General features: G+C 58.3%; 18 protein-coding genes. 10 read left to right on the top strand and 8 right to left on the bottom strand.

Translation table 11 applies throughout. The annotated features are described in order from the left end of the window. Positions 1-49: 49 nt before the first annotated feature. A complete protein-coding gene (locus HNQ72_RS03300; RefSeq protein WP_148147626.1) occupies positions 50-559 on the top strand; it encodes a CreA family protein in 510 nt (169 codons plus the stop codon). Between the two features lie 73 nt (positions 560-632). Here the strand turns inward: HNQ72_RS03300 and HNQ72_RS03295 are convergent, their stop codons facing one another. Both HNQ72_RS03295 and HNQ72_RS03290 read right to left on the bottom strand, forming a co-directional pair. After that, the gene (locus HNQ72_RS03295) at positions 633-962 is read right to left on the bottom strand and encodes a hypothetical protein (protein WP_183989541.1); all 330 of its coding nucleotides are present in this window, start codon (positions 960-962) and stop codon (positions 633-635) included. A gap of 251 nt (positions 963-1213) precedes the next feature. Then, positions 1214-1681, bottom strand: a complete 468-nt coding sequence (locus HNQ72_RS03290; RefSeq protein WP_112503741.1) for a chemotaxis protein CheW — start codon at positions 1679-1681, stop codon at positions 1214-1216. A 445-nt stretch (positions 1682-2126) separates the two neighbouring features. Here HNQ72_RS03290 and HNQ72_RS03285 point away from each other — a divergent pair, with 445 nt between their 5' ends. Further along, positions 2127-2726 carry an SCO family protein gene (locus HNQ72_RS03285; protein ID WP_183989540.1) on the top strand — a complete coding sequence of 200 codons (600 nt, stop codon included), beginning with the start codon at positions 2127-2129 and terminating at the stop codon, positions 2724-2726. A gap of 87 nt (positions 2727-2813) precedes the next feature. Next, complete coding sequence (locus tag HNQ72_RS03280) at positions 2814-3692, top strand: 50S ribosomal protein L11 methyltransferase (RefSeq protein ID WP_183989539.1); 879 nt, start codon at positions 2814-2816, stop codon at positions 3690-3692. A 184-nt stretch (positions 3693-3876) separates the two neighbouring features. On the opposite strand, the gene HNQ72_RS03275 is transcribed toward HNQ72_RS03280, so the two are convergent. After that, positions 3877-4050 carry a hypothetical protein gene (locus HNQ72_RS03275; RefSeq protein ID WP_183821490.1) on the bottom strand — a complete coding sequence of 58 codons (174 nt, stop codon included), beginning with the start codon at positions 4048-4050 and terminating at the stop codon, positions 3877-3879. A 290-nt stretch (positions 4051-4340) separates the two neighbouring features. Here HNQ72_RS03275 and HNQ72_RS03270 point away from each other — a divergent pair, with 290 nt between their 5' ends. Then, on the top strand, positions 4341-6176 hold the full coding sequence (locus HNQ72_RS03270; protein ID WP_183989538.1) for an aminopeptidase P family protein: 1836 nt from the start codon (positions 4341-4343) through the stop codon (positions 6174-6176). On the opposite strand, the gene HNQ72_RS03265 is transcribed toward HNQ72_RS03270, so the two are convergent. From HNQ72_RS03265 to pncA, 3 genes are all read right to left on the bottom strand, one after another. After that, a complete protein-coding gene (locus HNQ72_RS03265; RefSeq protein ID WP_183989537.1) occupies positions 6177-6500 on the bottom strand; it encodes an AzlD family protein in 324 nt (107 codons plus the stop codon). Positions 6501-6513: 13 nt separating this feature from the next. Next, the gene (locus HNQ72_RS03260; protein ID WP_183989536.1) at positions 6514-7242 is read right to left on the bottom strand and encodes an AzlC family ABC transporter permease; all 729 of its coding nucleotides are present in this window, start codon (positions 7240-7242) and stop codon (positions 6514-6516) included. Positions 7243-7441: 199 nt separating this feature from the next. After that, positions 7442-8068 (bottom strand): bifunctional nicotinamidase/pyrazinamidase, encoded by a 627-nt coding sequence (gene pncA / locus HNQ72_RS03255; RefSeq protein ID WP_183989535.1) that lies wholly within the window; start codon positions 8066-8068, stop codon positions 7442-7444. 171 nt (positions 8069-8239) lie between these two features. On the opposite strand from pncA, the gene HNQ72_RS03250 reads away from it, so the two are divergent. From HNQ72_RS03250 to HNQ72_RS03240, 3 genes are all read left to right on the top strand, one after another. Further along, on the top strand, positions 8240-9727 hold the full coding sequence (locus HNQ72_RS03250; RefSeq protein ID WP_183989534.1) for a hypothetical protein: 1488 nt from the start codon (positions 8240-8242) through the stop codon (positions 9725-9727). Positions 9728-9952: 225 nt separating this feature from the next. After that, positions 9953-11176, top strand: coding sequence for a YeeE/YedE family protein (locus HNQ72_RS03245; RefSeq protein WP_210319490.1), 1224 nt, complete (start codon positions 9953-9955; stop codon positions 11174-11176). A 424-nt stretch (positions 11177-11600) separates the two neighbouring features. Next, entirely contained in the window at positions 11601-13007 is a 1407-nt protein-coding gene (locus HNQ72_RS03240; RefSeq protein WP_244654273.1) for a DUF2778 domain-containing protein, read from the top strand. Between the two features lie 33 nt (positions 13008-13040). Here the strand turns inward: HNQ72_RS03240 and HNQ72_RS03235 are convergent, their stop codons facing one another. After that, complete coding sequence (locus tag HNQ72_RS03235; RefSeq protein WP_183989533.1) at positions 13041-14186, bottom strand: amidohydrolase; 1146 nt, start codon at positions 14184-14186, stop codon at positions 13041-13043. Between the two features lie 151 nt (positions 14187-14337). Between HNQ72_RS03235 and HNQ72_RS03230 the strand changes: the two genes are divergently transcribed. Then, positions 14338-15225: an alpha/beta hydrolase gene (locus HNQ72_RS03230; RefSeq protein ID WP_183989532.1), complete on the top strand. Its 888-nt coding sequence runs from the start codon at positions 14338-14340 to the stop codon at positions 15223-15225. Between the two features lie 61 nt (positions 15226-15286). On the opposite strand, the gene HNQ72_RS03225 is transcribed toward HNQ72_RS03230, so the two are convergent. Next, positions 15287-17797 (bottom strand): ATP-dependent helicase, encoded by a 2511-nt coding sequence (locus HNQ72_RS03225; protein WP_183989531.1) that lies wholly within the window; start codon positions 17795-17797, stop codon positions 15287-15289. 294 nt (positions 17798-18091) lie between these two features. Here HNQ72_RS03225 and HNQ72_RS03220 point away from each other — a divergent pair, with 294 nt between their 5' ends. Next, positions 18092-19276 carry an efflux RND transporter periplasmic adaptor subunit gene (locus tag HNQ72_RS03220; RefSeq protein ID WP_183989530.1) on the top strand — a complete coding sequence of 395 codons (1185 nt, stop codon included), beginning with the start codon at positions 18092-18094 and terminating at the stop codon, positions 19274-19276. Beyond that, positions 19273-22461 carry an efflux RND transporter permease subunit gene (locus tag HNQ72_RS03215; protein ID WP_183989529.1) on the top strand — a complete coding sequence of 1063 codons (3189 nt, stop codon included), beginning with the start codon at positions 19273-19275 and terminating at the stop codon, positions 22459-22461. The genes HNQ72_RS03220 and HNQ72_RS03215 overlap by 4 nt, the downstream gene beginning before the upstream one ends. Positions 22462-22552 lie beyond the last annotated feature (91 nt).

Genomic DNA, 22552 nt, shown 5'->3' with positions numbered 1-22552 from the left:
CTGTAGCACCTTATCTCTGATCGCGGATCGTTGACCGGAGATTAGCCTCATGCCCCGCCTGAACCGCCGCATTGTCTCATTCGTTTCTGCCGCTGCCATTCTAACCGGGCTTGCGGCTGCGCCGGCTGTCGCAGAAGTGGTCGGCAAGGTCGGCGTTGACTGGATCGGCAATGATATCATCGTCGAAGCTGTACCTGATCCGCAGGTGAAAGGTGTCACCTGCCACGTCACCTATTTCGATCGCAGTGTGATCGACCGGTTGAAGAACGGGAACTGGTTCGAAGATCCGTCCAACAATTCCATCGCTTGCCGTCAGACCGGGCCGATCGAGATCGGCGACATCGAGCTCGACAAGGGTGGCGAGGAAGTGTTTCGTCAGGGACGGTCGCTGATCTGGAAGGACCTGCTGGTCAAGCGCATTTATGACAAGACCAATGACACGCTGATCTATCTGGCGCATTCGCGTCAGGTGGTGGAAGGTTCTGCCAAGATGGCGATTTCCACGGTGCCGCTTTACGGCCAGCAGGTAAACTGGACGAAGGGCAAACCAGCTCCTTGATACTGTGCCCAAATCACATGAGAAAAGCCGGGCGTGACATGCACGCCCGGCTTTTTATTCGACCGAATTTCCGTTAGCGGATGTACACGACCTTGCCACCATCTGCGGCTGTCTGAATCGCGATGACGTTGGCCAGTTCGACGTTCTGCATTGCCAGCGCATCAGCCAAACCCGGGTCGGATTGCAACTCCGCCTGAGCATTCTGGATCACGTCCGGGCTGGGATTGCTTACGGACTGAGGCAGGCGGCTGCCATTGCCAGAACTCGGATCATTGGTCACATCTACCACTGTGACACCGGCAGTCGATGTGGCAGGACCCTGCATATCCATCGTCTGGGCAGACGCACCGGCTGCGAAGGCGGAAGCGGAAATAAGTGCGGCAAGTGCAATAGCCTTTTTCATGGCAATTCTCCTTGTTGTCGTTTTCTTTCACGCGACGAGAAACATTTCTTCGTTGCATCGTGTCTGAGTTGACAAGCACCAAACCGCCTAGCTTCCCGGAAGGTTTCATAAAAATAATTATATTTTGCAATAACTTGCTGTTCCATCACATGCGAGTGAGACACGAACTTCTGAAGTGATCCGAAACAGAAAACGCCCGGCGTGATTGTTCACGCCAGGCGTTCTTGTAAAGTGTAGACCGGTTAAGGAGCTCAGGCGGCTTCGCGCGATAGTTCGTCGGCGATGACAGTGTCGAGGTTCAGGAAGCAGACCATGGTCTTTTCCAGGGCAACGATACCGCGGCAGAAGTCGCGCTGGGCTTCAGGAATGATTTCTGGCGCCGGTTGCAGGTCTTCGCTCTTGATGGTCATCATGTCGGAAACCTGCTCGACCAGCAGGCCGACAAGCTTGCCGCCGATGTCGGTGACGATGATCGCGGAACGCTCGGATGGTTCCGTCATCTTCATGCCGAGGCGGCAGGCCATGTCGATAACCGGTATAACCGCGCCACGCAGGTTGATGAGGCCGAGGACATAAGGCGGGGTATGCGGCATCGGGGTCACCGGCGCCCAGCCGCGAATTTCGCGGATCGCCATGATGTCGATGCAGAATTCCTGGTCTCCGAGATGAAACGAGACGATCTCGAGATAGGCGCCTGACTGCTTTATCGCATTGCTCATATCAGAACTCTTCCGTTTGGCTGAAAAGCCCGGACATGCGGGGCTTCTGGAATCATGTTTAAATGATCATTGCCGCCTAGAAGTGAAAAACCGGTGAATCTTCTGGTCTAGCCGGGTTGATTTCAGTCTGCGACATCGGGCAGCAGGCTATCTGTTCAGTCCGGTCCTGTTCGTATAAAAAGGCCGCATGCAAACAAGCGCCAGCCATCACTTTGCTCTGCCCGCGACGCTCCTTATCGGGATTGCCGTGCTTGGACTGTCGCTTGCCGGCTTTTGGGGCTGGATCACGTACGGTTCTTCCATCCTCCTTGCGGCGGGGGAGACAGCCCTTTCCTGGTGCTTTTGATCTTGTGGCTCCGTTGTTGGAGTACGGGATGTTGAATTGCGCCGGCGACCGGTTGTGTCTATGTCTGAGACATTCCTCCTTTGAATTAAGAGACTGCCCATGAAAAGCCTTCGGATTGCCCTCTGGATTGCGGTATTTGCTCTTGCGGGTGTTCTGGTGTGGTTGACGCTGGAGGTGACACGGCAAAAGCAGGATCTGGCCGAAGGGCCGTTCGGTGTACCGTTCAGTCTGGTTGCGCAGAATGGCCAGCCGATTACCGAACAGGCTTTTCGTGAAAAGCCCACCGCATTGTTTTTCGGCTTTACACATTGCCCCGAAGTCTGCCCCACAACGCTGTTCGAGCTGAACGGCTGGATGCACAAGGTCGATCCCGACGGAACCAAGCTGAACGGCTATTTTGTCAGCGTCGACCCCGAGCGCGATACGCCGGAAGTGCTTGGCCTCTATGTCTCCAATGTTACCGATCGCATCAAGGGTATCTCAGGACCGCCTGCCGACGTTCTTGCGATGATCAAGGGCTACAAAGTCTATGCCAAGAAAGTGCCGGTCGACGCAGCCGATCCCAATGGCGAATATACCATGGATCATACGGCGTCTGTTTTCCTTCTGGACCAGGGCGGCCGGTTCGCTGGCACGATCGCCTATGGCGAGAATGCCGAGACGGCAGAGAAGAAGCTGGAAAGCCTGATCAAGGGTTGATTGGCTGCGTTTCAGCGCGTTGCCGGTTGAACGGCGCAGGACTTCTGTGGCAATGGTCTGCGCAACAATCAGCTGAGAGAGAAGACCGTGAGCGAGATCCGCCTCTACGTGACAGTCAATGAAGTAACGGCAGGCGAAGTTCTCGACCTCCTTTCGGATGTCTTCGGTGAAGAAGACTTCGCGATCGCCACCACCGAGGTGGATGAGAAGCGCGATATATGGGAAGCCTCGGTCTATATGATGGCCGACGAGGAAGACGCAGTTCGCGAACGGATTGCGGATGCGCTTGCCGAGCCATTTCCCGATTTGTCCATTGCCCGCGAAATCATTCCCGATGTCGACTGGATCGCCAAATCGCTCGAGGGGCTGAAGCCTGTTCGTGCCGGCCGTTTCATCGTGCATGGCTCGCATGATCGCGACAAGGTTCGTGAAAACGATGTGGCGATCGAGATCGATGCGGGGCAGGCTTTCGGCACAGGTCATCATGGTACGACCGCTGGCTGCCTGGAAGTGATCGACAAGGTTCTGCGCGCAAGGCAGGTCAGGAACGCGCTCGATCTGGGAACCGGCAGCGGTGTGCTGGCGATCGCTGTGCGCAAGGTCAGGAAGATCCCGGTTCTTGCAACCGATATCGATCCGGTCGCGGTTCGTGTGGCACGGGAAAACGTTAAGCGCAACGGGATTGCGTCGGGTGTTCGGGTCGAGACTGCACCGGGCTTTCACTCTCCGGCTTTTCGTGAGGATGGGCCGTTCGATCTGATCATTGCCAATATTCTTGCCCGTCCACTGATGAAAATGGCGCCGGAGCTTGGCCATCATCTGGCGCCGGGCGGATCGGTAATCCTTTCGGGAATTCTGGCCGCACAACGCTGGAAGGTGATCGCCGCCTATAATGGTGCAGGCATGCGCCATCTCTCCACGATCTGGAAAAACGGCTGGGTGACGATGCATTTCACCAATCGGTGATATTGCGCGTCTGCCTTGCGCTGAGCGCATGGCGTCAATCCACTATGCTGCAAAATAAAAGGCGACGCTCACGCGCCGCCTTTTCAGGCTTTTCGGCCTGGATGCCCACGAGCGCAAGGGAGGAATTGCTGCTCAAGCGGGCTTTATTCTCGTTGGAGCCGTTTAGCTCCTCGCGATCCTCAGATCAGAAGAAGCAGGGGGTCGCGCCCTTGCGACGAAGCTCTTCGCGGCTCGTGCCGAGGTTCTTCAGGGTTTCGTCATCAAGGCTCATGAGTGCGCCGTTAACGTAGCGGGAAACCTGCTTTTCGCGAGCCTGGGCCATACGGTTCATCGCATTACGGAACATGGAGTTTGCCATTGATTTCGTCCTTCGCTTTGTTGTCTCACTTGGTATGGCTCGAATATATGCTTCATCGAGTTGCACAGTGAGTAGGCTTCGATCATTGGTGATATGCATTCAATGCATGGTTGCGTGTTCGAGTGCTTCAATATTCGGCATTTTGTTTAAGGCGTGCCGCGTGCCGCCATCGGCTTCACGCTTTAAGCTCTTGTTTTGCCGCATGTGTTTCTCGCAAAACCGCTGCACACTTTCGTTCGACATGCTTTAACGTGGATGTTCAGCGGAATCACAGCAGTGGAATGGCAGCGATGTTTCAGTCTTTCGACAACAAATCCTCCCCCCAATTTGGTCGCGAGCGTGTAGCTGCGCTTCGCGCGCGCTTTGCCGAGCTCAATATTGACGGTTTTCTCGTGCCGCGCGCTGATGAGTATCAAAGCGAGTACGTTCCGGAGTGTGCCGAACGTTTGTCTTGGCTCACCGGATTTACCGGCTCTGCCGGTATGGCGCTGGTGACGCAGAAGGAAGCGATCGTTTTCGTCGACGGCCGTTACGTGACGCAGGTCGCGGAGCAGGTCGATGGCGGTGTGTTTACGCCCGGTGACCTCGTCAACGAGCCGCCGCATCTCTGGCTCCGCTCTCACGTCGAAAAGGGCTTTCGCCTTGGTGTCGATCCCTGGCTGCATGGTGGCCTGGAAGTGAAGAGGCTTGAAAAGGCGCTGGAAGAGGTTGGCGGAATGCTCGTGCTTCTTTCCGAAAACCCACTGGATACCGCCTGGGTTGATCGCCCGGCCGAGCCGCTTGGCGCCGTTGCCGTTCAGCAGGACGTTCATGCAGGGAAAGCCGCCGCAGAGAAGATCGCCGAGATTGCGGTCAGTCTGAAGGCGAAGAATATCGCTGCTGCCCTGATTGCCGATCCGTCTTCGGTCGCCTGGATTTTCAATATTCGTGGTGCCGATGTCGCGCATACGCCGCATCCGCTTTCGCGCGCGCTGATTGCCGCTGACGGCAAGGCGGAACTGTTCATCGACGAGCGCAAGCTCGGCGGCGAGGCTCGTGCTCACCTGCAGGCGCTCACGAGCATCAAACAGCCTGGTGCGCTGATCGAACGGATCGGCATTTACGCCGCCGATGGCGGTCGTATTCTTGTCGATCCGGAGCTGACGGCTCTCGCGCTGATCACTGCCGCCGAGAATGCGGGGGGCGTCGTGGTCGAGGGCACCGATCCCGCACGCCTGCCGCGCGCCATCAAGAATGCGGTGGAGTTGAAAGGCTCGGCCGATGCGCATGTGCAGGATGGCGTTGCCATGGTGGAGTTCCTCCACTGGCTGGATAAGGCCAAGCCGGGATCGCTGACCGAGATCCAGGCGGTGGAGGCTCTTGAGGCGGCGCGTGCGCGCGTTGGCCAGAACCTGCAGAACCCGCTGCGCGACGTCTCCTTCGACAGCATTGCCGGTGCCGGTGAACATGCGGCGATCATGCATTACCGTGTAACTCGCCAGAGTGACCGCAAGATCGAGGCCGGCGAGCTGTTCCTGATCGATTCAGGCGCTCAATATATCAACGGCACGACTGACATTACCCGTACGGTGGCTATCGGCGAGGTGCCCGAAGACCGCAAGCGTTTCTTCACGCTTGTGCTGAAGGGGATGATCGCAATCAGCACGGCGCGTTTCCCCAAGGGGACGCGTGGCTGCGATCTCGACCCGCTGGCGCGCATTGCATTGTGGAAGGCCGGCGGCGATTTCGCCCATGGCACCGGTCACGGTGTCGGCTCCTATCTCTCCGTGCATGAAGGTCCGCAGCGTATTTCGCGGCTTGCCACGCAGGAACTGCTGCCCGGCATGATCCTGTCGAACGAGCCGGGTTATTACCGTCCCGGTCATTACGGCATTCGTATCGAGAACCTGATCTTCGTTCGTGAAGCAGAAGAGATCGTTGGCGGCGACATGCCTATGCGCTCTTTCGAGACGCTGACCTGGTGCCCGATCGATCGTCGCCTGGTTGTTGCTGCGTTGCTGACGGAGGAGGAGCTGGAATGGCTGAACGCGTATCACGTCACTGTGTGTGAAAAGCTGCTGCCGCTGATCACCGATGCGGCGGTGCGGGGATGGCTTGAAGCCGCTACAGCACCGATCGGTGCCTGATCAGACACCGAGACCGAACCCGTAACGGGCGGCCATCACGGCCGCCCAGCCAATGACCAGGATTGTGAGGCCGGGGAAACGCAGCCCGATGATCAGGGCAACGGCCATGGCAATCTTGATGTCCCAGCCGCCATAAACGAATGGCGGCGCTACCAGCGTCGTCAGTACCGCGGCAGGCACGGCGTTGAGTGCCGATTCCACCCGAGGGGGGATGCGCTTCATGCTACTCATCAGCACATAACCGCCGACACGCGTGAAATAGGTGGCGATTGCCGCGACCACGATCAGCATGGCCGTGCCCGAATCTATGGAAAATGCGTTCATTTCGCTTTCCATGTCACATCGCCTCCCTTTCTATTTCCGAGACGTCCGGCTCCTCGTGCACTTTTGGTGGTGGCGGGATTGCGGCAATCAGGATGCCGAGTGCTGCGCCGACGCTGATATGCCAGGGCGAACCGACGACGTGGAAGGCGACGACCGAACCGAGGGCGCCGGCCAACATGACGGGAAAGAAGTTGTGACGGCCACGGAACCCCATGGTCAGTCCGAGGAAATAGATCGGCAGGAGAACATCGATGCCAAGTGCTTTCGGATCACCGATCATGCGGCCGAAGAATGCGCCGATTATCGTTGTAAGTATCCAGGATACCCACACAACCGCGCCCATTGCGAAATACCAGCGAAACGTCGCGGGTTTTCCAGCATCTTCGCGTTTTACCGTCTCGGCGAATTGCGGATCGACGAGCAGGAAAAAAGCGAGCCAGCGCTGGATGTGCGGATAACGGCCGATGACCGAAGCGAGTGCGGCGGAATAGAGGATATGGCGAAAGTTTACTGCCAGAATGGATAATACGATGATCCATGCGGCAACGTGATGGCCAAACAACTCTATGCCGACCAACTGGCTGGCACCACCGTAGACGAGCCCGCTCATCAGGGCCGCTTCTGCAATGCTAAAACCATTGTCGACTGCAATGGCGCCAAAAAGGATGCCGAAAGGGGCTGATGAAATCGCCACAACGGCGCCTTTCTTCAGGCCGTTTGTCAGTTGCTCTCGTTTATCCATATTCTGTTCCGGCTGCATGACGGCTCCCGCATCGCTGACCGAGCAGAATGCGCACTCTCCAGTCTACTCCCTAGATCATGTGCGTGTAGAAGCAGCTGCAGTTACAGGCAATTGAATTGCGTTTATTCAATTCATCGATTTTGTTGATAATGTCCGGGTAGGGCAACTCGCCATGCTTTGGAGGCGAAAAAGTTACGCCTTAGTCGGCGAGGATAACTTTACTGGTGACGATATCGACGCCGCGCTCCCGCATTTCGGAGATTGCTTCTTTTATGCCCTGCGGATCGATACCGCGACTTGCGTCAGAGATGAACCGGACGTTGACGTTCGGCAGCATGTCACGGGCGTCGAGAGCCGAGAACTTGACGCAGTAGTCGGTCGCAAGGCCGCAGATGTCTAATTCGGTTATCTGCTGGGCCTTGAGATAACCGGCGAGCCCGGTCAAGGCGGCGTGGTCATTGTCGCGAAAGGCAGAATAGCTATCAACGGCCGGGTTTTCACCCTTCTGCTGTATGTAGTCGATCTCGCTTAGTTCGAGATCCGGATGGAACTCCGCATCTGGGGTGCCCTGTACGCAGTGATCCGGCCACATCACTTGAGGCTGGCCGGAGAGTTCACCCATCTCGAAAGGTCTTTTACCGGGATGCTGTGAGGCGAAGCTGCCATGGTTGGCGGGATGCCAATCCTGGGAGGCCACGACTACGTCATATCCGCCATCGCTAATCAGGCGATTGGCAACGGGGATCACCGAATCGCCGTCTGGCACGGCCAGGTTTCCGCCCGGGCAAAACCCGTTCTGCATGTCTATCAACAGCAGTGCTTTCATGACGCTCTCCCGCGTTTTCCGATAGCAGAATGCCAAGCCACAATTCGATGATCAAGAAAATTGTTCAAGAAATTCATGGTGATCGAATAGGTGATTATTAAGTATCTAAATTAGAAATAGCTTATTAAGTATGTTGCGAAATGATTGGTTATCCAAACTGGAAGGGTCGCCATGAAACGCCTTGTCTTTCCCGTATTAGCCTTGCCTATCACGCTTGTCTCAGGCCTCTACAGTAGTGCGGCGCATTCCCAGTCGGCACCACTCGTCAATGTGTGCTCGGGCCTGAGCGTCGATCTTCCGGTGCTTCAGCCGGTGACGACGGGCATACTGGACCCGTTGCTCAATCCGTTGGCATCTCTGATCGATCTCAATATTGCCGGGGCACTGAGTGGCCAGAATATCGGTATCAGCGTCCTGGATACCAACGGCCAAGCTGTCAGCAGCGCGGACTGCGGCCTGGCTGCCGACTCGATCGATATCGATCACGCGCGGGGCATCTCGATGGGGGGTGGCAGCCTCAGCGGGCTTGGTGGAGCTGGAAATGCAGCATCTGTTGCGGGAGAGGTGAATTCGGTCGCGATAGGTAACGGTGCAGTAACCAGTGCGGCTGCAGCGAATGCTATCGCACTCGGATTGCGGGGCACGGTGACTGCCGCAAACGGCGTGGCACTTGGTGCGGACGCGAATGTGAGCGCCGCCGGTGGCGTCGCACTTGGTTCCGGTTCTGTGGCATCTCGTGCAGGCATGGGAGGCGCAACCGAACTCTTCTCGGGGACCGCAGTCTCGTCCACCGCCGGTGCGGTTTCTGTCGGTGCAGCGGGTGGAGAGCGTCAGATCACCAATGTCGCGGGTGGTACGGCTGACACTGATGCTGTCAATGTTCGGCAGCTGCGCGCAGTGAGCGATACCGTCACCACCGGGCTTGGAGATGTCGCCATCGCCCTTGGCGGTGGATCTACCTACAACAGCAGCACCAATGTCTTTACCGGGCCGAGCTATACGTTGCGCGGCAACACCTATACCGATGTCAATTCGGCGCTCCAGGCGATCAACTCCTTTATCGGCGGCGCCGGCACCAACGGGGCACTGGCTGCCAACAACACGAGTGGTCTGCCGAATGCAGTTGCAACCGGTGCCGATGCAACGGCCGTCGGTTACGGATCCAGCGCAGCTCATGCCAACAGCACGGCGATCGGACGTGGGGCGACCACAACCCGGGCAGGTCAGGTTATGATCGGAACCTCGACAAATACCTATACGATGCCGGGCGTGACCTCGGTCGCGAGCCGGGCCGCACAAAGTGGGCCGACGCAGATTCTGACGACCGATGCAGCGGGCAACATAGCGTCGGCCAATATCGACGTTAACCGGATCGGTTCTGACATCTCCAATCTGCGCGGCGACGTGTCCAGCTTACGCCGGGAAACCCGCAAGGGCATTGCGGCTGCGATGTCGATGACGGCTGCACCGAAGCCCTCCGCACCGGGCAAGACATCCTGGTCGACCAATATTGCCGGATATCACGGCGAGATGGCTACCAGCTTTGCTGTCGCCCATATGTTCGACAGCAATTACCCGGTAATCTTCGATGCCTCGGTTGGTTATTCGCCCGGCGGCGAAGCACCCGGCGTCCGCGTCGGTCTCTCCGGCGAGTTTTGACCGCAGTTCTCAGAACCCCTGCCGAACTGGTATCCCCCCCGCCATTCGGCTTGTTCCACCCCGCGACAACCCTCGCGGGGTGGAATGCTTTGTAAGTCTGATTTCGACTGCGCACTTCGTCTGGCGTGGAAATATATTCTTCATGGTAGAGCTTCGGTAAAAATGTCTACCTCGTAACATCCTGGCGATGCCGCTACCTACAGCGCAAAATCAGGAGCTTAGTTTATGACGATTTCCTCTTCGATGGGCTCGGGAGCGCCGGCAGCGTCGCCTCTTGGGGCGCCAGGCCTCATTTCCCTCGTTGTGCTCGTCGCGGGCACGCTGGCGCTCGGCGTAGTTTATGGGCCAGCTCAGGGCGCGCTTTTTCTCGTCGGTGGTGCACTGGGAATTTCTCTTTACCATGCGGCTTTCGGTTTTACTTCGGCCTGGCGGGTCTTCATCGCCGAGGGCAGGGGGCGCGGCCTGCGCGTCCAGATGATCCTGCTTGCCCTTGCCGTCATTCTGTTCTTTCCGTTCCTGGCGAGCGGAACGCTGTTCGGCAATGAAGTGCGCGGCAATATTTCCCCGGCCGGGATCGGTGTTATTGTCGGCGCCTTTATGTTCGGCGTGGGCATGCAGCTTGGCGGCGGTTGCGCTTCCGGCACGTTGTTCACCGCCGGTGGCGGCAATGCGCGCATGCTGGTCACGTTGTTTTTCTTTATCGTGGGCTCGCTGATCGCGACCCTGCATACCGCCTGGTGGGCGGCGCTGCCTTCATTGCCGCCGACAGCGCTATTTCAGACATTCGGTGCCGCCGGCGGTATTGCAGTGTCTCTCATCATTTTCGGCGCAATCGCTGCGATTACCGTGGTGGTGGAGAAGAAGCGGAACGGCGCGCTGGAACAGGCGCCGCCATCACCGCGCCAGGGCTTTGCACGATATCTGCGCGGGCCGTGGCCACTTGTGTTCGGTGCGGTCGCGCTGGTTATCCTCAATTTCGCGACGCTTGCGATCGCAGGGCGGCCCTGGGGTGTTACCTCGGCCTTCGCTCTGTGGGGTGCCAAGGGCGCACAGTTGATCGGTATCGATCCGGCTTCCTGGCCCTATTGGCAGCAGCCGGGTAATGCCAAGGCTCTGGCATCGAGTGTTTTTGCTGATGTCACCTCGGTCATGGACTTCGGCATCATTGCAGGCGCCATGCTGGCCGCAGCTCTTGCGGGCAAGTTTGCGCCCAATCTCGATATTCCATTGCGCTCGGTGCTGGCGGCGGTCGTCGGTGGTCTGCTGCTGGGCTACGGAGCCCGGATTGCCTATGGCTGCAATATCGGCGCCTATTTTTCCGGGATCGCCTCGGGGAGCCTGCACGGCTACCTTTGGGCTGTCGCTGCGTTTGCGGGCAATGTTGCCGGCGTAAAGCTCAGGCCCTGGTTCTTTAACGAAGGTCGAGCGATCCGTCGTATCGACGGATGATAAAATATCACTGTTTCTGACAAGAGACGGCCACGTATAGCGTGGCCGTTTTTCATCACGGGTCTTTTTATTGTGCCGTTGCACAGCGTCGCATCCCCAGCGAATTATTCCCGTTGCCTTGTATAACCGGGTTTTTGTCGCTAAACAGCAACAGTCGTCAGCTTGACCCGCCTTAATCGCCGAGGCCAGAAACACAGCCTTGCCGCATTTTGGCTAAACTTCCGACGGCATGCGCTTTTATGAGCGCCATCGAAACTGATCGGGGCGGCGTAAAGACATTGGTTACCATAATCGTTCATTCTCTCACCCATTCGCAGAGTGGTTTTGCGCGGAATCATTCCTTTTCGGAAGGCCACTCCAGTCTGGTAGGCGAGGCGCTTTTTGCGGCCTTTGCAGTGATGAGTAACGGTTCGGGTAACGAGTGATGGTGCGTAGGGTCGAAGCCTCCACGAAGCGGAACAAGGTCTCGAAGCGTCCGGCGAAGCGCAAGCGTGGCCGTTCGATCTTCATGAATATGGCGATTGGCATCGGGCTCACCGCTTCGGCGTTGATCGGCGCTTCGGCGATTACCGTGGCAACTGCGGTGAAACCTGCCAGGGATATGCATTTTCAAACGGCTCTTCTTTCGCCTGTTGTCGCGGGTGAGCATTTGACGCGCGATCGTGCCGACAGAACGCTTGATGTTGCGAAATTCTCCAGACTGCGTGGCAAGTCACTGGCTGAAGCCAAGGGGAGCCGTTTGGCCGGGGCGGAGGCCGCTGCCTTGGAAGCACTGCGTCCTGAAGGTTCGACAGTAAGCCAGGCGCTCCATCATGCCATGGCAAAAGCTGCCCGTAAGGTTGAGAACGAGCAGCAATTCGCGGCTTTGACGACCAAGCGTCCGGCTGCCGCCGCGATCAGGTCCGCGCTCGGCCAAGCGATGGAAGATACGGTACTGGTCGCACCACGCGGCGATAGCGCAATGCCTGACCTGATTCAGGATGCAGAAAACGTTACCAATGTTGCAGCGCTGAAGGACATGAAGCCCGTCGAGATGGCTTCGCTCGAGACTTCAGGCAGCGATGAGGCGACCGTCAATTCGCCATCGGTCGAAATCACGCAGGACGTCGTGGCGCTCGCTGTTCCACCTGCGTCCGATACCTACGCACTTCCAAAGGCGGGGCCGCTGCCGGTGATCCGGCCTGCGGCTGGCATGCGCGGCGATGATGCCAAGCCTGCCGTTCGCGGTAATGCTCTGGCCGCCATCGCATCGGTTGCACCTCAGAAACCCGGCAAGCCTGCGGGGGATGACAAGCCGACGGTGCTTGCGTTCGCCAAGCCGGACAATCCGATGCGCGAGGAGCCGGAAAGCCCATCGACGCCTTCGCCCAAGTGGCCGGGTCTCGGCACTAAGGTTGCAATCTACGATATTACCAATGGTGTCGTGCATATGCCGAACGGAACCAAGCTTGAGGCGCATTCCGGTATTGGCAGCATGCGCGACAACCCGAAATTCACCCATGTGAAAATGCGCGGCCCGACCCCTCCGGGTACCTACAAGCTTTCGATGCGCGAATCCCTGTTCCATGGCGTCGCCGCAATTCGCCTTACGCCGACGGACGGAAAGCCGCCGCAGGGCCGCACCGGGCTTCTGGCACATAGCTTCCTGCTTCGCGTTCGTGGCGATTCGCACGGCTGCGTCGCATTTGCCGACTATGATCGTTTCCTCAAGGCATTCCAGCGCGGTGAGATCACTCACATGATCATCGTGCCCAAATGGGATGGCAAGCGCCCCGGCTCGGGTTCTGGCGGCGGTTTCATGGCCAAGCTTTTCGGCAACAACGACGCATAAAATAAACGGAGCCTTTTGGCTCCGTTTTCGTATTCAGCCAAGTGTATCGCGCACGGCACGGAGGAAGATTTTCGCGCCGATCGGGATAAGGTCATCCGGAAAATCATAGTTCGGATTATGCGGCGCGGGGTGGTTTTCACCAGCGCCAAGAAACAGCATTGCCGACTTGGATACGCCGCCGAAACGGCCAAAATCCTCTGAGGCGCGAAAACCTTCACCTGGCTCATGGGTGACGCCTTCGGCATCCATTGCCGCACGCAATATATCGGCGGCCTCTGCATCATTGATACAATGGCCGAATACCTCCTGGTATTCGATTTCAAGCTTCAGTCCTGCTGCGTGAGAAGCCTCGCGCGCCATGTTTTCAGCCGTTTCGACAAGCGCGGCCATCTGATCGTCCGTCGATGTGCGTAACGTTACCCAGATCTCGCTATAGCCCGGAGCAACGCCGACTGTCGGCTCTCCGATCGCCGCATGGGTGACGGTGGCGCGGACGAGATTGCCTTCCGATACCGTGCCCGTCGACAGGGCATTGAGTGCCGGCATCAGGGTTGCGACGGCAGTGACAGGCGACGTACCTGTCTCGGGATAGGCGGCATGGGCGGTCTTGCCAGACAGAATGATCTTCATGCCGCGCGAAGCACAATTGGCCGGGCCGTCCTTCAGCCAGACATGGCCGAAAGGAACGCCAGGCATATTGTGCTGGGAGAGGCTGAAATCAGGCGTCAATGCGGCGAATTTCTCGTCGGCGATGACGGCTGCAGCACCGGCGCCGTTTTCTTCTGCCGGCTGAAACAGCAGGATGGCGCGGCCGCTTTTGGGGCGTTCGCGGCCGAGCACGCGGCCAATGGCGGCAAGCGTTGCCATATGGCCGTCATGGCCACACATGTGGCTCTTGCCGGGAGTTCTCGATCTGTAATCCGGATCGCCGAGTTCCTCGATCGGCAGGGCGTCGAGCTCGGCGCGGATCATCATGGTCTTTCCAGGTGCGCCGCTGTCATAGATTACCGCCACGCCTGTTCCACCAAGCCTTTCCACAATCGCGTCCGGCTCGGTCTGGCGCATGAAGCGGACGACTTCTCTCGCAGTCTCCACCTCTTCTCCGGAGACTTCCGGCATGGTGTGAAGATGGCGGCGCCAGGCTGTGGTTTCGATGATGTCGTGATTGGTGAGAGACATGAAACGTGCTCCGTATTCGCGGCTGGGAAAGAGACCTAGCGAACAGTTTCGAAAGGAGCAATGCGGCGAGAAAACTTCGCGCCTGAAATCTTCCTGCAATGATTGGAGCCTCAATTCGTATCTGCTTCATCTGTTTCTGAAGGAATGACATGTGACTGGCTTCAGTTTTTCAAGGTATCTGTCCACGGCCCGTGTTCTATGGGGATTGGCCCTGTTTACGGCGGCAATGGCAGCTTCTGCTCACGCACAGCAATTTGGGCGGCAGGTCGGGACGCTAGCGAAGGGAGTGAGTGTTGAGCGCGATGTTGCCTATGGCTCCATGGCCGAGCAACGCATGGATGTCTATTTGCCACAAAACGCGCAAAGATCACCGATCATCGTGATGGTGCATGGCGGTGCCTGGGCGTTCGGCTCGAAATCCGCTCCGGGCGTAGTCGACAATAAAGTCTCACACTGGTTGCCGAAGGGGTTTATCTTCGTTTCTGTGGAGACAAGGTTGGCCCCTGCCGCTGATCCGATTGAGCAGGCGACTGACGTCGCGGCTGCAATGGCGATGGTCCAGCGCCGCGCTGCGTCATGGGGTGGCGATCCTTCGAAGATGGTTCTGATGGGACATTCGGCCGGTGCTCATCTTGTCGCACTCGTCTCTGCCAATCGTTCTATTGCCCAGAAGGCTGGCGTGAAGCCATGGGCAGGAACCATAGCGCTCGATAGTGCAGCCTACGACGTTTCGTCCATCATGGAGCGGCCGAACCATCCCCGATTTTATGATCAGGCATTCGGAAGCGATCCCCGTTTCTGGAAAATAGCTTCTCCGACGTTGTATGCGGGATCAAACATACCGCGGATGTTGCTGGTATGCTCCAGTCTTCGGAGCGATTCTTGTCCTCAGGCAAATGCTTTTGCCAGAAAATCAGGCGGACAGGCGAGGGTTCTCCCGCTTTCCCTGCGCCATATGGCAATCAATCGTATGCTCGGGCTTGAAAGTGATTACACGCACCAGATCGACGCGTTCATAAATTCAATCGTCGCGAGATAAGCCTCGCCACTGCCTCGCGCTGGCAGCAAGAAAACAAGCGATAAGTGAGGTGGCGAAGCCGTCACGCCTTTTCCACAAAACCATCCAGAACGCGCTTCTGACCGGCTCGGTCAAATTCGATCGTCAGCTTGTTGCCTTCGATCGCCATGACATTGCCATTGCCGAACTTGATGTGGAAAACCCGATCGCCGATCGTGAATTTCGATGGCGTGTCGGCCACCGACTTGGCCACAAGCTCGCCGTCGATCGTGCGGCCGCGCGGGCCGCTTTCTCCGTAACCGATGCGTTCCACCGCATGGCCGGAGCGGTTGCCCCAGTTGTCGCGGGTGGCATCAGTCTTGTTGGCCTGCGCGCGTTTCCAGCCTGGTGTCGAGTAATTGTTGGCGAAGGGATCTGCCTTGTCGAAACGCGACTGGCCGTAACCGCCGCGTCCGCCATAACCTCCGTAATTCGATGAATCCGAAGCTGCGACATCGACGTGGTTCTGCGGCAGTTCTTCAAGGAATCGGGATGGCATGGTCGATTGCCAGAGGCCATGAATGCGGCGGTTGGAAACAAACCAGATATGGCAGCGGTGCTTTGCGCGCGTGATGCCGACATAGGCGAGGCGGCGCTCTTCCTCTAGGCCGGAGCGGCCGCCTTCATCGAGCGCGCGTTGATGCGGAAAGAGGCCTTCTTCCCAGCCTGGCAGGAAGACGGTATCGAATTCCAGCCCCTTGGCCGAATGGAGCGTCATGATCGAGACAGCGTCGAGGTTTTCGTTCTGCTCGGCATCCATGACGAGGGAGACGTGCTCGAGGAAGCCGCGCATGCTGTCGAACTGCTCCATGGAGCGGATCAGTTCCTTCAGGTTTTCGAGACGGCCCGGTGCTTCTGCAGATTTGTCGTTCTTCCACATGTCGGTATAGCCCGACTCTTCGAGGATCTGCTCTGCAAGTTCGGTATGTTCCGTCCGTTCAAGTCGTTCCTGCCAGTTCCTGAAGTTCTGCACGACATCGAAAAGCGCCTTGCGAGCCTTCGGCTTCAGCTCATCCGTTTCGACCATCTCGGCCGCGGCCTGCAGCATAGGAATGTCGCGGGCGCGGGCGGAATCGTGCAGATAACGAACAGTCGTGTCGCCGAGCCCTCGTTTCGGCGTATTGATGATACGCTCGAAGGCCAGATCATCCGCCGGCTGGCAGACGAGGCGGAAATAGGCCATGGCATCGCGGATTTCGAGCCGTTCGTAGAAACGTGGACCGCCGACGACGCGATAGTTCAGGCCAAGCGTGACAAAGCGATCTTCGAACTCGCGCATCTGGAACGAGGCGCGCACGAGGATCGCCATGTCGTTCAAGGCATGCTTCTTGCCGTCACCATCACCGCGCTGCAGCCGCTCGATTTCCTCGCCGACGGCACGGGCTTCCTCTTCACTGTCCCAGGCAGCGTGAACGATGACCTTCTCGTCGTCAGGATCGACGCGATCGGTGAAAAGAGTCTTGCCCAGCCTGCCCTCGTTATGGGCGATCAGGTGGCCTGCAGCGCCCAAAATATGTTCAGTGGAACGGTAATTGCGTTCCAGCTTGATGACCTTGGCGCCCGGAAAATCCTTTTCGAAGCGCAGGATGTTGTCGACTTCCGCACCTCGCCATCCATAGATCGACTGGTCGTCGTCGCCAACGCAGCAGACGTTCTGCGGCACGTTCTTAGGTCGCTGTGCCAGCAGGCGCAGCCACATATATTGTGCGGTATTGGTGTCCTGATACTCGTCGACCAGGATATAGCGGAATTTCTCGTGATATTCCTTCAGCAGGTCCGGCGTCTTGCGGAAGATCGCGATCGGATGCAGCAGAAGGTCGCCAAAGTCGCAGGCGTTGAGCGTTCTCAAGCGTGCCTGATAGGCAGCATAGAGTTCGCGGCCCTTGCCATTGGCGAAGGCGCGGGCGTCCCCTTCGGGGATATCGGGTGGAAGCAGCCCCTTATTCTTCCAGCCGTCGATCATGCCGGCGAATTGTTTTGCCGGCCAGCGCTTGTCGTCCAGGCCCTCGGCCTGGATCAGCTGCTTGATCAGTCGAACCACGTCATCGGTATCGAGAATGGTGAAGTCCGAACGCAGTCCGACCAGTTCGGCATGGCGACGCAGGATCTTCACCCCGATCGAATGGAACGTGCCGAGCCAAGGCATGCCTTCGACTGCACCGCCGACGAGGACGCCGATACGCTCCTTCATCTCGCGTGCCGCCTTGTTGGTAAAGGTGACGGCGAGGATCTGGCTGGGCCAGGCTTTACCTGTCGCCAGAATATGGGCGATGCGGGTGGTTAAGACGCGTGTCTTTCCGGTGCCGGCTCCTGCAAGAACAAGAACCGGGCCGTCCACGGTTTCCACTGCCTCGCGCTGTTCAGGATTCAGGCCGGATAGATAATCCGGGGCAGGGCGTGCGCCATCGCGCGCGGCCATGGCGCGAGCTGCTATGCCCAATCCACCTGATGCCCCACTCTGGAGTTGCTGGCGATCAGATGGGGACTGCTGCCTGCGCGGCGCGGGTTCCGGCTCTTCATCGAAGAACGGAATATCGTCGAAACTGTTACTCATGCGGCCAATGTAGTGATTCGAGGCGGAAAGACCAGTCGATGTTCTCTTTTCATTCCCGTATTTGCGGATGAAGTCGCTCATCACGACGCGAATTGAACTCCGACACGCAAAGATCGTTCACGCTGGCAAGAACATCGGCATAGTCGCATTTTGCAACTCAAGGGATGATCTCATTCTGACATAAGCGTGAAATCCCGTGATGTTACAAATCGGTAAGGCGGTGGCACAGCCATTGCTTGTTAATGGGGAAACGAGGATACTCCTTACACCCAAAGATACTTCACGAGGACATGAATGCGGATCTGGAACCAGCTTCTTTTGTCGGCTGCGGTTTTACTCGGAGGCCTCTGTTTCTGGGTTTATCTGTCAGCTGATGCTGGCCGCACGCTGGTCTCTATGGGAGTGCCTGAGGCAATCGTCTCGGCGATCAATCCGAAATCGAGCGAACCGGCTTCGGCGACCGTTGCAGGAAGCGGCCAACGCTCGGCGGGTGCTGGCGGCAATCGGCAGAATTCGGCAAGCGGGCAGGCCGTACTCGTTGCAACGCGTCCGGTCGGAACCGGCATCGTCAACGACAGCCTATCCGCCATCGGTGACGGCGAGGCGATCCAGTCGGTTATCGTGATGCCGCAAGCTGCAGGCACGATCAACGAGATCCTTGTGAAGTCGGGCGATCGGGTGAAAAAGGGGCAGGTGCTCGCACAACTCGATGATGACGAACAGATCATTCTGCGCGATCAGGCGCAGGTGCTTCTGCGCAGCGCAAAGGAAAAGTCGGAGAGCTACAAGAACCTGAGAAGCTTCTCCAGGCTTGAAGTGCTTGATGCGCAAATCGCCGAAGAGACGGCGCAGCTTGCGCTGACCAACGCGCAACTCTCGCTGAAGCGCCGATCCGTCGTTGCGCCGATCGACGGCATTGTCGGTATCGTCGCCATCAATATCGGTGACAATGTTACGACTACGAGCAATGTGGTGACGATCGATAACCGATCCGAACTGCTTGTCGATTTCTGGGCTCCTGAGCGGTTCGCCGTGCAGGTTAAGAGCGGCATGCCGGTGGAAGCCGCGTCGATCTCGCGTCCCGGACAGACATTCAAAGGTTCTGTCGAGGCGGTGGATAACCGGGTCGACCCCGCCAGCCGCACGATCCGCATTCGGGCCAAGATCCCGAATGGCGAAGACGAATTGCGGGCCGGCATGTCCTTCGGCGTGACCATGCGCTTTCCCGGGGAGACCTATCCGGCTGTCGATCCGCTTGCGATCCAATGGGATACGCAGGGCTCCTTCGTCTGGCGTATCGAAGATCACAAGTCGGTAAAGGCAAGGGTTCTGATCATCCAGCGCAATCCGGACGCCATTCTGGTTGCTGCGGACCTGAACGAAGGCGATGTCATCGCAACCGAAGGCCTGCAGCGTGTTCGCGAAGGTGGTGCAGTCCGCATTGCAGGTGAAAAGCCGCCGGAGGTTGCCAGCCGATGAGCGAGGATAAAGGCGGACAATCGCACGAGGCCGTGCAGGGTGCGTCAAACGGTCAATCCGGCAAGCAGGGTTTCACCGCACTTTTCGTGCGGCGTCCTATACTGGCCGCGGTCCTCAACACATTGCTGGTGGTCGCCGGTCTTGCCGCGCTGGTCGGTGTCGAGGTCCGCGAGTTGCCGGATGTCGATCAGCCTGTGATCAGCGTTCGCACGACCTATGATGGTGCGTCGGCGCAAACGATGGATCAGGAGGTGACGGATGTCATCGAGGGTGCCGTTGCGCGTGTCAGTGGCCTGAAATCGATCTCGTCTATTTCCGATTTCGGCCAGAGCCGAGTCACACTCGAATTCAGCGATACCGCGGATCTGGCCGTGGCGGCGAACGACGTGCGCGATGCGCTCGGCCGCGTGACCGGACAGCTGCCGGAGGACGCCGACGAGCCGCGCATCATCAAGGCGGATAGCGACAGCCAGCCGATCATGCGTCTTGCCGTGACCTCCTCCACCATGTCGATGGAAGAGCTGACGCTTCTCGTTGATAATGAGGTTTCCGACCGGCTGGCCGCCGTTGATGGTGTTGCCGATGTCGAACTTTACGGTGACCAAGAGAAAATCTTTCGCGTCGATGTGAACCAGACGGCGCTGGCTAGCCGTGGTCTGACGATTGCAGACCTTTCGAATGCCTTGTCCACGGCTGCCATGGACGTGCCTGCCGGGTCGCTTGAATCCTCCACGCAGGACATTGTCGTTCGCGCCACCGCGAACCTCACTAAGCCGGAGGATTTCGAGAATATCCTGATCAACGACAATGTCCGGCTGCGTGACGTTGCGACCGTGATGCTCGGGCCGGATGACGGGACCACCGCGCTTCGGTCGAACGGCATCCAGGGCGTCGGTCTCGGCGTGCTCCGCCAGGCGCAGTCGAACACGCTCAGCATTTCCGAAGGCGTGCGGGCCGCTGTTGCCGAATTGTCGAAAAGCCTGCCGGAAGGCACGCGCATAGCGATCACAAGCGATGATGCCGTGTTCATTGAGGGAGCGCTGCATGAGGTGGAAATCGCACTGGCTCTCTCCGGTACGATCGTCGTGCTGGTGATCTTCCTGTTCCTGCGCGACTGGAAGGCGACGCTCATTCCGGCGCTGACCATGCCGGTTGCGCTGATCGGCACCCTGGTCGCGATATATATGGTCGGGTTTTCGATCAATATTCTCACCCTCCTGGCCATCGTTCTGGCGACTGGCCTCGTCGTCGATGATGCTATCGTCGTCCTCGAAAATATCGTGCGGCGAAGAGCTGAAGGTATGGGGCCGCGAGCCGCTGCCGTGATCGGTACGCAGGAAGTGTTCTTCGCGGTTCTGGCGACGACGGCCACGCTAGCCGCGGTCTTCATCCCGCTTTCCTTCCTGCCGGGCCAGATGGGCGGACTGTTCCGCGAATTCGGCTTCGTGCTTGCCTTCGCAGTGGCGCTTTCATCGATCACGGCGCTGACGCTCTGCCCGATGCTTGCCTCGCGGATGCTGACCAAGCCGATCAAGGAGAAGCATGACGGGCTGCTCGGTAGATTCGGCACGTTGTTTGCCACTGTCTATCGAACGACGTTACACGCCTGCCTCAACGTGCCGGCTGCAGTCGTTGTGGTGGCGCTTCTGTTTGGTGGTGCTGGCTACATGGCCTTCAAGACGGTCAAGAGCGAACTGACACCGCCGGAAGACAGGGCCATGGTGTTCCTGCGTGCCACCGCGCCGGAGGGCGTCAGCCTGAAATATATGCGCGACAAGCTGCAGCAGGTCGAGGAAAAGCTCCAGCCTCTCGTAGACGCGGGTGAAATCCAGAACATCTATTCGATCTCGGGGCAGGGCGGCGCCAAGAACAATGGTTTCATGGTGCTCACGCTCGCCCCCTGGTCGGAGCGTGACCGTAGCCAGGCAGATATCGTCAAGGACATCAACGCCGCAACGGCAACGGTGCCGGCTCTGCGAGCCTTCGCACAGCAACAGAACAGCCTTCGCATTCGCGGCGCTGGCAACGGGCTGCAGATGGCGCTGGTCGGTACCAGCCATGAGCAGTTGACCGCGGCTACGGCTAAGCTGGTGGATTCGCTGCGTGAGACCAATCTGTTCGATACGCCGCGCCTGAACGATGAGCCTAATCAGGCGCAAATTTTCATAACGGTCAATCGCGAACGTGCTTCCGACCTAGGTATCGACATCAAGGGTCTCGGCACGGCGGTGCAATCACTTCTCGAAGGGCGCTCTGTCGTCGATGTGTTCGTCGATGGCGAGGCAATCCCGGTCAAACTCAAGTCAACCACGAGGCCGATCGACGATCCGACCGATCTGGAAAGCATCTTCCTGAAGACTAAGGACGGGCGAATGGTGCCGATGTCGACCGTTGCGACGTTGGAGGAACGCGCGGTTTCGCCCACGCTGCGGCGTGAGCAGCAGCTTGCTTCGGTCTCCTTCTCCGCAGGTCTCAAGGATGGGGTATCGCTCGGTCAGGCGGTTCAGGTTGCGACCGAATTGGCTCAGCCGCTGCTGCCGCAGGGATCACGCCTGATCCCGCTTGCGGAAGCGGCGACGCTCAAAGAAAATTCCAGTGGTATGGCGCTAACCTTTGGCTTTGCCATCGCCATCATCTTCCTGGTGCTGGCGGCCCAGTTCGAAAGCGTGCTGTCATCTATCATCATCATGTCGACGGTGCCGCTGGGGCTTGCCTGCGCCGCCTTTGCACTAGTGCTCACGGGGTCCAGCCTGAATGTCTACTCGCAGATAGGTCTTGTCCTGCTTGTTGGGGTAATGGCCAAGAACGGCATTCTGATCGTTGAGTTTGCCAATCACCTGCGAAATGAGGGCGCCAATTGCCGGGAGGCGATCGAACGGGCCTGCAGCCTGCGTCTGCGCCCGGTGATGATGACGATGATCGCAACCGTGATCGGCGGTCTGCCGTTGGTTCTGGCTCAAGGGGCCGGTGCCGAGGCCCGTATCGCGCTTGGTTGGGTGATCGTCGGCGGCCTCGGCTTTGCTACCCTGGTGACGCTCTACATTACGCCGGTTGCCTATCTCCTGCTTGCTCGCTTCGCCAAGCCGCACGCGCATGAGGAAGCCCGTTTCCATGACGAGCTGGAAAATGCCAAAAAGAGCCGGGCGAACGACAGCAAGCAGCCGCCTCTCCTGGCTGCCGAATAGGATCGGTCATCACGTACCGCGTTGACCGCCTTTCGGCTGGACAAACAAGGTCCTGTCTCCTAACCAATCTCCTGCTCAGCATGCAGGAGAA

It is taken from the genome of Aliirhizobium wenxiniae, assembly GCF_014201355.1.
GTDB classification, from domain to species: Bacteria; Pseudomonadota; Alphaproteobacteria; order Rhizobiales; family Rhizobiaceae; genus Neorhizobium; species Neorhizobium wenxiniae.
This window is presented reverse-complemented; position numbering and strand designations above follow the sequence as displayed.

What these genes read in the sequence shown, in the direction of transcription:
- pncA (WP_183989535.1), bottom strand. Translation starts at nt 8,068, where the DNA reads ATGAAAGCACTGCTGTTGATAGACATGCAGAACGGGTTTTGCCCGGGC.
- HNQ72_RS03240 (WP_244654273.1), top strand. Translation starts at nt 11,601, where the DNA reads ATGGTGCGTAGGGTCGAAGCCTCCACGAAGCGGAACAAGGTCTCGAAG.
- HNQ72_RS03270 (WP_183989538.1), top strand. Translation starts at nt 4,341, where the DNA reads ATGTTTCAGTCTTTCGACAACAAATCCTCCCCCCAATTTGGTCGCGAG.
- HNQ72_RS03245 (WP_210319490.1), top strand. Translation starts at nt 9,953, where the DNA reads ATGACGATTTCCTCTTCGATGGGCTCGGGAGCGCCGGCAGCGTCGCCT.
- HNQ72_RS03295 (WP_183989541.1), bottom strand. Translation starts at nt 962, where the DNA reads ATGAAAAAGGCTATTGCACTTGCCGCACTTATTTCCGCTTCCGCCTTC.
- HNQ72_RS03215 (WP_183989529.1), top strand. Translation starts at nt 19,273, where the DNA reads ATGAGCGAGGATAAAGGCGGACAATCGCACGAGGCCGTGCAGGGTGCG.
- HNQ72_RS03275 (WP_183821490.1), bottom strand. Translation starts at nt 4,050, where the DNA reads ATGGCAAACTCCATGTTCCGTAATGCGATGAACCGTATGGCCCAGGCT.
- HNQ72_RS03220 (WP_183989530.1), top strand. Translation starts at nt 18,092, where the DNA reads ATGCGGATCTGGAACCAGCTTCTTTTGTCGGCTGCGGTTTTACTCGGA.
- HNQ72_RS03260 (WP_183989536.1), bottom strand. Translation starts at nt 7,242, where the DNA reads ATGGATAAACGAGAGCAACTGACAAACGGCCTGAAGAAAGGCGCCGTT.
- HNQ72_RS03285 (WP_183989540.1), top strand. Translation starts at nt 2,127, where the DNA reads ATGAAAAGCCTTCGGATTGCCCTCTGGATTGCGGTATTTGCTCTTGCG.
- HNQ72_RS03235 (WP_183989533.1), bottom strand. Translation starts at nt 14,186, where the DNA reads ATGTCTCTCACCAATCACGACATCATCGAAACCACAGCCTGGCGCCGC.
- HNQ72_RS03300 (WP_148147626.1), top strand. Translation starts at nt 50, where the DNA reads ATGCCCCGCCTGAACCGCCGCATTGTCTCATTCGTTTCTGCCGCTGCC.
- HNQ72_RS03225 (WP_183989531.1), bottom strand. Translation starts at nt 17,797, where the DNA reads ATGAGTAACAGTTTCGACGATATTCCGTTCTTCGATGAAGAGCCGGAA.
- HNQ72_RS03250 (WP_183989534.1), top strand. Translation starts at nt 8,240, where the DNA reads ATGAAACGCCTTGTCTTTCCCGTATTAGCCTTGCCTATCACGCTTGTC.
- HNQ72_RS03290 (WP_112503741.1), bottom strand. Translation starts at nt 1,681, where the DNA reads ATGAGCAATGCGATAAAGCAGTCAGGCGCCTATCTCGAGATCGTCTCG.
- HNQ72_RS03265 (WP_183989537.1), bottom strand. Translation starts at nt 6,500, where the DNA reads ATGAACGCATTTTCCATAGATTCGGGCACGGCCATGCTGATCGTGGTC.